Genomic DNA, 12037 nt, shown 5'->3' on the forward strand with positions numbered 1-12037 from the left:
AAAAATTAAAACAAATTAAAGCCTTTTTATATTCACCATAAATGCCTTTGTCTCTGGTATTAATGTATTTGGGTCTCCTGTTGTAGGGCTAAGTAAATTTGCACTGTCTCCACTGTTTCCACCTTCTGGAAACTCCCACCCAAAATGCCAGGTAGTACCTACTTGATGCACCTTCTTTCCCATAATTACAAAAGGTCTAAGTCTATTTGTAACCACTGCCTTGGCAATAATCTTACCCCTTGCACTTTCAACAAGTATTCTATCGCCATCTTTTATACCCTTTTCCTTAGCAAGCTCCTCATTTATCTCAACAAAATTTTGAGGCACCAACTCCAGTAGCCAGGGCACATGTCTTGTCATACAACCAGTCTGCCAGTGCTCAGTTACCCTATATGTTGTGCATATATAAGGATATGTACTACTTGCATCATACCATATATCAGGATCTGTTGGAGATAGATGTTCTTTTCTACATAAAAGAGGCAGGGCAGGGTTTATCCTGTGTTTATTTTTAGGAATTGGATTAAAGTTTAAAGGACTCTCCAATGGCTCATAGTGTTCAGGAAATGGCCCATCTTTACGGCCTGCACCAAATATAGAAGCAACACCTGCAGGTTTCATGATAAATGGTTTTTTGGTATTTTCATTCCATGAGCCATCTGGATTTCTAAGTGGAGGCCAACCACCATCAGGCACATCCCCTACCCATTTATGACCATTCCATTTTATCACTGGCAACTTGGGATTCCATGGCCGACCATATTCATCTACTGATGCCCTATTGTATAAAATTCTTCTATTCACTGGCCAACACCATGCCCACTTGGAATACAGGCCAAGTCCTGTTGGGTCCTCCTTTATACGCCTGGCCATCATATTACCCTTTTCTGTATATGAACCACAATATAGCCAGTTTCCAGATGATGTTGAGCCATCATCTTGGAGATAAGCAAAACTAGGCACAAGAGTGCCTTTTTTAAACAACTTTCCCTTTATCTCCACGTCTTTCAAAAAATACCCATTTATTTCCTTTGCAATCAGATGTGGATCTATTTCCTTTACCTTTCCATCACTGTTCTTTTCACCATAGTTCCAGCTCAAATTCAATATGGGATCAGGATATGCACCACCCTCTTTTTCATATAATTTAACCAGCCTAAAATACAATTCATTTATTATATCTGCATCGGGTTTTGTCTCTCCAATGGGATCTATTGCCTTATATCTCCACTGAGCCCATCTCCCTGAGTTAGTTATACTCCCTTCCTTTTCCACAGAAGAACAACAGGGTAGAAAAAAGACCTCTGTCTTTATCTTTGATGGATCCATACCAGGACCTTTCCAAAATGAGGCAGTCTCATTGTCAAATAGATTTACAGTGACCATCCAATCCAAATTACATAATGCCTTTCTTACCTTGTTGGAATTTGCTCCAGAACATGCAGGATTTTGACCCCAGGCAAAAAAACCCTTTATCTCACCATGATACATTTTATCAAACATGACCAGCCAGGAAGCATTCTGACCATCATCGAGTTTGGGCAACCACTCATATCCAAAATCATTTTCTTTTGTGGCCTTTTCCCCAAAATGTGCCTTTAATAAGCTCACTGAATATTTTGGATAATTCTGCCACCAATTGGCACTATAATCTTCCTTTGTCCTGGGAGTATATTTATCATTGTACTCTTTTAAAGTCTGTTGGGACGCCCTGGGGGTCTTTAGATATCCAGGCAAAATATGAAACAATAAGCAGTGATCTGTTGAGCCCTGCACATTGCTCTCTCCCCTTAAGGCATTTACACCGCCTCCTGCCCTTCCAATATTACCAAGCAAGAGTTGTATTATGGCCATTGTCCTGATATTTTGAGTGCCAACAGTATGTTGAGTCCACCCCATGGCATACATAATGGTCCCGGCCTTTTTGGGATCTCCTGTCTTTGAAAATTCCTTATAAACCTTAAGGAGGCCCTCTTTAGGGGTTCCTGTAATAGCAGAAACAGTATCTAAGTCATACCTGGAATAATGTTTTTTTAGTAGTTGAAGTACACACCTTGGATGTTTCATGTTTGGGTCTTTTTTTATCTTCCCCTGATGGTCTTTTTCAAATGCCCAATAGCTCTTATCATAAGAATGGGTCTTTGGATTATATCCTGCAAATACCCCACCTAATTCTTCAGGGAGTTTAAATTTATCATTTAAAATAAAAGGCCCATTGGTATATAACCTTACGTAATCTCTGTGGTAGAGTTCATTATCCAGGATATACTTTATCATGCCACCAAGAAAGGCAATATCTGAACCTGATCGCAGAGGAACATATATATCTGCTTGGGAAGATGTCCTGGTATATCTAGGATCAACATGGATAACCTTTGCCTTTCTATTTTCCCTTGCCTTGGATATCCATCTAAAGGAAATGGGATGATTTTCCGCTGCATTACTCCCCATAATAAGGATTACATCAGAATTCTTCAAATCTATCCAGTGGTTTGTCATTGCCCCACGACCAAACGACTCTGCCAGAGCCGCCACAGTTGCAGAATGTCAGATACGGGCCTGGTGTTCAATATAGATTAGCCCAAGAGACCTCCACCACTTCTGTAAAATAAAGCATTCTTCATTATCCAGGGCAGCACTTCCCACTGCCCCAATCCCCTGAGTCCTGTTCACTATTTGACCTTTTTTGTTTTTCTGCTCAAAGGTCTTGTCCCTGGTCTGTTTTATCTTTTTTGCTATCCTGTCTAAAGCCCAGTCCCACTCTACCTCCTTCCACTCAGAAGAAAACGGGGCCCTGTACTTGGGTTTAAGCTCTCTGTAAGGACTATTTACCAGTTGCATAAGGGCAGAACCCTTAGGACAGGCACGCCCCTGATTTATGGGATGCTCAGGATCTCCTTCCACATGGATCACCTTACCATCCTTTGAAAAGACTTTAAACCCACAACCCACTGCACAATAAGGACAAATAGTGGTGGTTACTTTACAGCCCTTGAGTTTATTTCTAAACTCCATTGCCTGTGCATTATCTGAAACAGAGACCGCTGCACCACCTGCAGCAGCCAGTCCAGAAAACTTTAAAAAATCTCTCCTGGAAATACCCATAGGCCTTTCCTCCTGGTTTAACATGTTAAGAAAGACAACAACCAGATGACTCCTAATTATAAAATACACCTATTAGGCTAAGTTTATAAAGAAAATACCCAAAAGATAGGAGGGTATGGGACGGAAATAGGGTGGAATGGGGAATTGATGATATAAACGAAAAATTAGTTAACGGCTAAATGCCCTCCCTATCTTAAGGGAGTCTAACATCACTTATCATAATAAGAATTTATGCCTTTACAATTATTCCTGTATTAACAATATGTCAAGGGAGTTAAAATTTTTTGTGCAAAAGATGTTAAATAAAAATAACAAGAACATACAATCACGGATCCTTATGATCAAAAATTATAATTATCCCTATTTGTTCTACTTTATGCAGAGATCTTATAACGTTAACTAAAGGTGGCCTTGTAAAATTTTAAAATATACTTTTTAAGCGTTGACTAATTTAGTTTGTGTCCTTTTTCCTTTGATGAATAATAATCAGGATAACTGAAGTCAGGATAAGGGCACCACCAAGGTATCCAATTTTGCTCAATACCTCGTCCCAAAACAAAAAGGCCAATATTGAAGCAACTACTGGCTCTAATGTTGCCACTACAGATGCTTTGGATGCCTCAAGGTACTTAAGTCCTCTATAATATGCCATATAAGCCAGATAAGTAGTTACAAAACCCAAAAAGATCAGAGGAAGGAGCGCTGAGATGGGAGGAATGGACTTGGGAATCATGAATATTAGCGGTAGACTTCCCAGAGGGAGGATGTATGTAAAAATGGTTATGGATGAGTAATTTTTAAGTGTTTTTTTGCCAAAGATATAATATAGGGCATAGGTTAGGCCCGAGATAAGTCCCCACAAGATTCCCATGGGAGTTATTTTTGGTTGTGTGAGTGTTGTGCTTGAGGAAAAAGAAATTAGACATACCCCAAAAATAGTGAGAAATAGGGCTATTAGTGTTATAGGGGTTATTTTCTCACCTAAAAATATCCTTGAGAGGAGAGTCACCCATGCAGGGGCAGTGTATAGGAGTACAGAGGCCAGGGCTGCACCAATTTCAGCAACCGCCATTTGATAGGAAACGTAAAAGAGGGAAACACATAAGACACTAAAGACTACAAAAGTTGGTAGATCTCTTAAATTAATGCGAAGTACCCCTGTCAAGGATGAGTGTATAAAAAAGAATGTCCATCCAAACATGGCCCTGTAAAATGCAACTTGTAGTGGACTCACTCCCTTTTGAAATGCCAGTTTTGCAACAGGTCCAATACTTCCCCAACAGGTAGCTGCTATAATTATAAATATGTAACCAGTGATTTCTTTAGATAATTTAAACATATTTAGTCCCAATATGTAGGTTATGTAAAGATTAAGTTTACCTTATTTGGAAAAATAAGTTCACTGGAGTGATTTAACCAAAAAATTACATCTAGTCTATTTTTTCCCCAAGTTTATTATTTTTACAAACTTGGGTTAAGGATTTGAACCTGTTGTTTAACTTGACAAGGTTTGTACCAATTTATTATCCGCATATAGTAGGCAGTAACACAATTTAATTATTATAAAAGGAGCATACAATGTTAAAGGAAGAAGTAGAAAAGGTACTATCAGAAATTAGGCCACAGCTACAGGCAGATGGTGGAAATGTGGAATTAGTTGAAGTAACAGATGATAATGTTGTGAAGGTTAAATTACAGGGCGCTTGTGCAGGATGCCCTATGGCCCAGATGACCCTTAAAAATGGAATTGAACGGATCCTTAAGATGAAGATTCCAGGAATAAAATACGTTGAGTCTGTTTAAGTTAAGCTTACTAACTAAAGCTTAGTAGGCGGGATTCCCGCCCTTATTTTTTTATGAAGGGGGACTTTTATGTCAAAAGTAGTGACCAGATTTCCACCTAGCCCAACAGGGCATCTTCATATAGGTGGGGCAAGAACAGCACTTTTTAACTGGTTGCTGGCAAAGAGTAGTGGTGGAAAGTTTATTTTAAGGATAGAAGATACTGACCTTGAGAGATCATCACAAGAGATGACTAAAGCTATTATTGAGGCCATGGAGTGGCTTGGTCTTACATGGGATGAAGGACCTTATTTTCAGACAAAGAGATTTGAAATATATCAACACCATATTGACATGCTTGTGGACCAGGGAAAGGCCTATTATTGCCAGTGCACAAAGGAAGAAGTGGATGAGATGAGAAAAAGGGCAATGGAACGAGGTGAAAAGCCAAAGTATAATGGCAGGTGTCGTGAACTTGGACTTGGTCCTGGTCCTGGACGAGTAGTGAGATTTAAGACTCCTCAAGTGGGAGAGACTGTCTTTAATGATCTCCTAAAAGGCCCTATTTCTGTGGACAATAAAGAATTAGACGATTTTGTTATTCGAAGAGAAGATGGTTCTCCAACGTATAATCTTGCTGTGGTGGTAGATGATGCCACAATGGGTATTACCCATATCTTAAGGGGAGACGATCACATAAACAATACACCTAAACAGGTTTTGTTATATGATGCACTGGGCTATAATGTGCCTTATTTTATTCATGTGCCAATGATACTTGGACCTGATAAGAAAAAATTGAGTAAAAGGCACGGTGCAAAATCAGTCCTTGAATATAGGGAACTTGGATACCTCCCAGAAGCTGTACTAAATTACCTTGTGAGGCTTGGATGGTCATATAAAGACCAAGAGATCTTTACCATTGATGAGCTTATACAGAAATTCTCCATTAAAAATTTGAGTAATTCTGCATGCGTATTTGATCCAGAAAAACTAAAATGGGTAAACAGCCAGCACATCAAGAAAAAATCACCAAAGGAACTAGCTGTGTTACTGAGGAAATATCTTGGCATGCAGGGGGTGGCCTGTGATGATTTGAATTATTTGCAAAAGATTGTCCCCTTGCTACAGCCAAGGGCTACCACAATGGTGGAAATGGCGGAAAAGGCCACTTTTTTTGTGTTAAGAGATGAAGAAATTGAATATCCCAAAGAACTACTGGATAAATTTCTTACCCCTGAAGTTAGGGCACATCTGGAAAATATTTTGGGCAGGCTTAAGGGATTAGAAAAATTTGAGCAAAAGCAACTTGAAGATTTAATGAAAAGATATCTAGAAGAAAAGAATGTAAAATTTAAACTATTAGCCCAACCAATAAGGGTTTGTATAACTGGGAAGACTGCAAGTCCTGGGCTATTTGAAACAATGGAAGTCCTTGGAAAAGAGAGGACTATAAATAGACTTTCCAGAGCTCTATCTAACCCTAGTTTATAAAAATGATAAACTAGGGTTAATGCAGAAATTTGAATTAAAGCCGTTATAATAATATGTAAGTCCAAGTTTTGACAAACTTGGGCTAAGATTTCATAAGATATCTTGATAAGATATTTAGATAAATAAAAGGGCAGGTCAATTTAGACCTGCCCTTTTAAAAATTTTAGAGCCTACACAGTAGCTTCCACACAGGCTCAAATATTTAAGCCTTTACAGGCTTCTGTACAGCTCCGCTTCTAATACACCTTGTGCATACCTTAATTCTGCGAACCTCGCCATTTGGGAGCTGAGCCCTGACCTTTTGGATATTTGGTTTAAACTTTCTCTTATTTTTATTGTGTGCATGGCTTATGTGGTTCCCAACCCTTGTCCTTTTTCCGCATATTTCGCATACTCTGGACATTTTCTACTTCCTCCATTGTTTTAGTTACTTCTATTTTTAGATAGAAAATTTCTTTTTTGTATATAAATATACCAGCCGCAAAGATCATCTGTATAACCACTATTTTTTTTAAATGCAAGTCTAAGTTTTTGGGTGGAGTGATTTATACTGCAACTTCTCCCTTTTCTCCTGTTCTAATCCGTATTACCTCTTCCACTGGAATCACAAACACCTTTCCATCTCCAATTTTACCTGTTTTTGCATGTTCACAAATTGTGGATATGACTTCATCCACCATCTCATCAGGAATCACAATCTCTATTTTGATCTTGGGCAAAAAATCTACTACATACTCTGCTCCTCTATATATCTCTGTGTGGCCCTTTTGTCTGCCAAATCCCTTAACTTCTGTTATTGTCATGCCTTTTACCCCAATTTCAGTGAGTTTTTCTTTTACATCATCTAACTTAAATGGCTTTATTATTGCTTCTATTTTTTTCATTTTTTCCTCCAATAAGAATTTGTCTAAACGTCTATTTAGTATTTAATAACTAATTTGTTTGCAAGGTTAAATTTTGTAGGCTTCTTCACCATGTTCGCTAAGATCAAGTCCCATTACCTCGTCTTCTTCAGATGACCTGATTCCTATAATTAAATCTAAAATTTTTAATATTAGAAAAGTGAGAGTACCACAATATATTATGGTAAAAAGGGCTCCCCCTACCTGAAGTAAAAATTGATGAAAGTTGCCATAAATAAGCCCCGTTGCACCATATTTGGCAAAAATTCCAAGAGAGATTGTTCCAAATATTCCACCTATTCCATGGATGCTAAATGCATCAAGGGAGTCATCAAATCCCATTTTTACTTTTAATACCACTGCTGTGTAACATATAATTCCTGCAAGTAGTCCTATTATCAGGGCAGCCCACATGGGGACAAAGCCAGAAGCAGGGGTAATGGTTGCAAGACCTGCAACTAGACCAGATATTACACCTAGAGTACTTGGCTTCCCATAATGATACCATTCAGCAATTATCCATGTTACTGCAGCAGCTGCACCGGCAATATGGGTATTAACAGCAGCAAGTACAGCAATTTTATTTGCCCCCAGGGCACTTCCTGCATTGAATCCAAACCATCCAAACCACAAAAGTCCAGCTCCGATTACAGCCAGGGGAAGGTTGTGTGGAACAAATTGGGATCCTGGGTATCCTTTACGTTTTCCAACAACAAGTGCGGCAACAAGGGCTGAAATTCCGGCGCTAATATGAACTACTATGCCCCCTGCAAAATCCAGGATACCCAATTTTGCCATCCATCCACCTTTACCCCATACCCAATGACATAATGGGTTGTACACAAGAATTGCCCAGAATAAAACAAATAAAACATATGCTGAAAATTTCATTCTCTCAACAATTGCACCAGAAATTAATGCAGGGGTTATAATGGCAAACATCATTTGAAAGAGCATAAATAGGGCATGGGGTATGGTGGTAGCATAATTTTGGCTGGGTTCAAGCCCCACTCCAGCCAGAAAGATGTGGTTTAATCCACCGATAATTCCACCTACATCCTTGCCAAAACTCATGGAATAGCCAATAAAAAACCATTCCACAGAAATAATTCCAAGACAAATAAAGCTCATTAATGTTGTATTTAGAACATTTTTGTTCCGAACAAGACCTCCATAGAACAAAGCAAGTCCTGGGGTCATTAACATAACCAATGCTGAACATATGAGTAACCAGCAAGTATTAGAGCTTAAAATCATTGAAAACACCTCCATTAAAATTTTTTTATTTTCTAAAGCATCTTTTGTGCCACTAACATAACTAGTGGATTTTAAAAAATATTTTGGAATTTGTACTATTTTATTTATTAAAAAATATACAAAAATGTATCGCTTTTTATTAATTTTTGAGCAAAATTTAAAACAGACACAAATTTAACAATTTTCTCTGTTGACTTTTCAATATTTTTTTATTTTGGTCACAAATATAGAAATAACTATTTTTGGAGGTATGACATGAAAAACATCAAAACAGCACTTACAACGGCTACAGGAATTTTGTTGTTTTTTTGTTTATGGCTTTTTTTATGCCCCAATGCGTATTCCCAAAAACGCCAAACTGCTAAAGAGGCTTATGAAGTTGCAAAAAAATCCGCTAAAGATTGGTCAGGAAGTGCAACCCTGTGCATACTGACCAATTCCTGGGGTTCATATGGGGACGACGGGCTCTCAAACAGATGGCAAGTTATTTTTCGTGCCAGCGATAAGAAAAAGGTATTAGAGGTTGAGGTATGTAATGGAAAGGTAGATGGAGTTAGTGAAGAAAATAACCAATATTATAATTGCTTAAGTGTTGAAAGTTGGATGGATTCTCCAACAGTTTTAGAATACATAAAAAAATATTGTAACTGCCCCATAAAATATTATTGGGCGTGTTTAGAAAAAGATCATTGGCGAGTAAAGGTCAAGTGTAAGTCAAAAAGGGGAGCTCCCTTATGGATGAATATTAATGCAAAAGACGGGACTCTTATAAAGAGCTGGCGTGGTTATTAATTTTATGTTTTTTTGGGAGTCCCCAAAGGGATTTGAATCTCTGTTGCCACTGTAAGAGCCTATGTACTGGACCTGGCTAGACAATGGAGACGATTGACTGGGGGACAAGGATTCGAACTTTGAGTACCAGGGCCAGAGCCTAGGGTTAAGTCTCAAATTTTCTGTAAAATTTGAAGGAATTTTAACGTCATAAAGGGTGTGTTAAGGCCTGAGTGACAGCATATATAAGAAAAGGAGGAAGGTAAAAATGGATTCCATTAAAAAGGCCCTTGAAGAATTTTTAAACAGCAAGGAGTTTCATAGCCTAGAAGAGGCCAATCAGGCCTTACGGGAGTTTTATGAAGTATCCAATCAGCAGCCACTCAATGATTTTTGCGGACTGAGTCCTGATGATATGTCTAATATTCTATACAGGCCATTTCACTGTCCAGATGTTGTGAGCTTTAATTTTGAAGCAACTCCACCTGTTTCTGCTCCATTGATTTACCTGTTGTTGCTGGTATTGGAAGGATTGAAGACTCCAGTTAAGTGTACTGTCACTGGAAACCTCCCCAGGAAGCTGTGCCAGGAGATATATGATGAATTTTCTAAAAGGCCAGATGTGGAAGAGTTCTATTATAATTCCTTGCCCTTAAGATCAGAAAAAGATTTCTGGATACTGCACATCGCCCGGGTAATAGGGGAGCTTTCAGGCTACATAAGAAAGTACAAGAAACGTTTTTCCTTAACAAAAAAGGGGCAAAAGGTATTGGAAGATGGAATGACTATAGAAGACTATATGCACATTTTAAAAACCTATACCAGAAAATTCAACTGGCCCTATACCTATGGTGGTGAACCACTAAATATCATACAGGATTCTTTTTTGTTCACAATTTATTTGCTGAAAAATTACGGAACTACCTTTAAAAAATTATCATTTTACTCGGAAAGGTTTATAACAGCATTTCCCATGGTTCTTTCAGAAGTGCCTGATCAGTCTGATTCTAAAGCTAAAGAGACGATATCACGAACTTTTTGCAACAGGGCCCTTGTCTGGTTTGCCCGAAATCTTGGCCTTGCCGAGATAAAATCCATTGGTAGATATTCTGTATTGGAAGATGAGATTAGGAGAACGCAATTTTTAGATGAATTTATACAATTTCATGTGCCTAGAAGCCACTGATGATTAAGGTTTAAAAGGATTAGGCAGGGAGAGAGAGGACAGCCAAAGAATCACAAAAGAGAAGCTGGAAACTTGGCCATATAAAGAGGGTCCAATGGAGTGTCAACTGGTTAAAAGTAACAATAGGGGATACTATCAATTTACTCATGGCAGCAGCAGCTTATAACTTCAAAAAGCTCATGGACCAGTTGGTCCTTCACTATCTGCCTATTTCTTTAGCTCCGATTATTGATTGAGTTATGGATCAAGTGATTAGTGAAAGGTAGAATGGTGAAGGTAGAAGGGCGAAGAACACCTAAAACTTTGAACTTTGAACGTTGAACGTTAGACACAGACCACGGGTAGAGTGAACTCATCAAAGATTGAGACTTCGGGGTTAATGGAATAAGCAAAAAAATTAAATTATACTTTTTAAGCGTCGACTAATTAATTTAAATTTTCATACATTTGTAAATCTAAAAAGCCAAAAAAGGAGAGGATAAGTAAAGAATGAAAAAATTACCGATGTGATTACAGTTAAAGAGGCAAGTTCAGTGTCCCCATTAAATTGAGATGCAAACACATATGTTACTACAGCAGTTGGGGCTGCTGCAAAGATTAGTCCTATATATAAATCTGTGGATCTAACATTTAACAAAAATAGGACAGTGTATGTTATAATTGGCATTAAAATCAATTTAAAGAAATTACACCAAATTGGTATAATGAGATTTTTATTGAAAGAGGGTTTTTTTAAAGAGCCACCAATTATAAAAAGTGCTAAAGGCAGTGTTATATTGGACAAATAACTTAAGCTAGTATCTATTATTTTAGGTATATGTATGTCAAAAATATTAAAGGACATACCAAATAATGATGACAGAATAATGGGATTTAGAACTACATCTTTTGTTAATTTGATTAAATTCTTATGATTCATTATATTTTTTTTGGGTAATAAAAATGACAAAATAGCCAAAAAATTTATAAGAGGTGTAAGAAATCCCAGTAAAACACTTGCGGTAAAAAGGGCATGTTCTCCATATGCACTCATGACAACAGCAAGCCCAATATATCCTGTATTCCCTCTAAATGATCCTTGAATAAACGATCCTTTGATTTCAGTGGTTAAATTTCTTGTTGAAACAAAAAAATAGCTCATTAAAAATGTAATTAAAATACCCAGATAACATCCAATTATAAGGTTTATGTTGATTATATTTTCAAGGTGTGATTTTGCTATTTTTATAAATAAAAATGCAGGCAAAAAGAAGTAAAATAGCAACCTGTTGGACGAAAGCAGGTAATTATCATCTATCAATTTAAAGGCCCTACAACCAACACCGCACAACATAAGTAAGAAAATTGGGGCGATGATTTTAATTGAGTCAATTAATGATACCATTGAATTTCTCAAATAGAACTTTTTTAAATAAATCTAAATAAATATAAGACCAGAGTCAATTGAGCTTTGTAAGCCTTGATTTATTTATTTTTTTATGTATTTTATATGAACCTATTAGGAGGATGCATAAGAATAGTTGACAGTGTGTACAAACAA

General features: G+C 37.5%; 10 protein-coding genes. 4 read left to right on the plus strand and 6 right to left on the minus strand.

The genetic code is table 11. From position 1 onward, the window contains the following. Positions 1–15 precede the first annotated feature (15 nt). Both fdnG and ACYQ0O_RS02105 read right to left on the minus strand, forming a co-directional pair. Complete coding sequence (gene fdnG, locus ACYQ0O_RS02100) at positions 16–3105, minus strand: formate dehydrogenase-N subunit alpha (RefSeq protein WP_459890175.1); 3090 nt, start codon at positions 3103–3105, stop codon at positions 16–18. 451 nt (positions 3106–3556) lie between these two features. After that, positions 3557–4444, minus strand: coding sequence for a DMT family transporter (locus ACYQ0O_RS02105; protein ID WP_459890177.1), 888 nt, complete (start codon positions 4442–4444; stop codon positions 3557–3559). A 239-nt stretch (positions 4445–4683) separates the two neighbouring features. Here ACYQ0O_RS02105 and ACYQ0O_RS02110 point away from each other — a divergent pair, with 239 nt between their 5' ends. Beyond that, complete coding sequence (locus ACYQ0O_RS02110; protein WP_075068451.1) at positions 4684–4908, plus strand: NifU family protein; 225 nt, start codon at positions 4684–4686, stop codon at positions 4906–4908. A gap of 69 nt (positions 4909–4977) precedes the next feature. After that, the gene (gene gltX, locus ACYQ0O_RS02115) at positions 4978–6381 is read left to right on the plus strand and encodes a glutamate--tRNA ligase (RefSeq protein ID WP_459890180.1); all 1404 of its coding nucleotides are present in this window, start codon (positions 4978–4980) and stop codon (positions 6379–6381) included. A 202-nt stretch (positions 6382–6583) separates the two neighbouring features. Here the strand turns inward: gltX and rpmB are convergent, their stop codons facing one another. The 3 genes from rpmB to ACYQ0O_RS02130 form a co-directional block, all read right to left on the minus strand. Next, entirely contained in the window at positions 6584–6784 is a 201-nt protein-coding gene (rpmB, locus tag ACYQ0O_RS02120) for a 50S ribosomal protein L28 (RefSeq protein WP_075068452.1), read from the minus strand. A gap of 142 nt (positions 6785–6926) precedes the next feature. Further along, entirely contained in the window at positions 6927–7265 is a 339-nt protein-coding gene (locus tag ACYQ0O_RS02125) for a P-II family nitrogen regulator (RefSeq protein ID WP_459890182.1), read from the minus strand. Between the two features lie 66 nt (positions 7266–7331). Next, positions 7332–8555, minus strand: coding sequence for an ammonium transporter (locus ACYQ0O_RS02130; RefSeq protein ID WP_459890184.1), 1224 nt, complete (start codon positions 8553–8555; stop codon positions 7332–7334). Between the two features lie 240 nt (positions 8556–8795). Here ACYQ0O_RS02130 and ACYQ0O_RS02135 point away from each other — a divergent pair, with 240 nt between their 5' ends. Then, positions 8796–9332 (plus strand): hypothetical protein, encoded by a 537-nt coding sequence (locus tag ACYQ0O_RS02135; protein ID WP_459890186.1) that lies wholly within the window; start codon positions 8796–8798, stop codon positions 9330–9332. Between the two features lie 247 nt (positions 9333–9579). Next, entirely contained in the window at positions 9580–10497 is a 918-nt protein-coding gene (locus ACYQ0O_RS02140; protein ID WP_459890188.1) for a hypothetical protein, read from the plus strand. Positions 10498–10936: 439 nt separating this feature from the next. Here ACYQ0O_RS02140 and ACYQ0O_RS02145 read toward each other — a convergent pair whose 3' ends face one another. After that, positions 10937–11881: an AEC family transporter gene (locus tag ACYQ0O_RS02145; protein ID WP_459890190.1), complete on the minus strand. Its 945-nt coding sequence runs from the start codon at positions 11879–11881 to the stop codon at positions 10937–10939. Between the last annotated feature and the right edge of the window lie 156 nt (positions 11882–12037).

The sequence above is a fragment of the Desulfothermus okinawensis JCM 13304 genome, assembly GCF_054654515.1.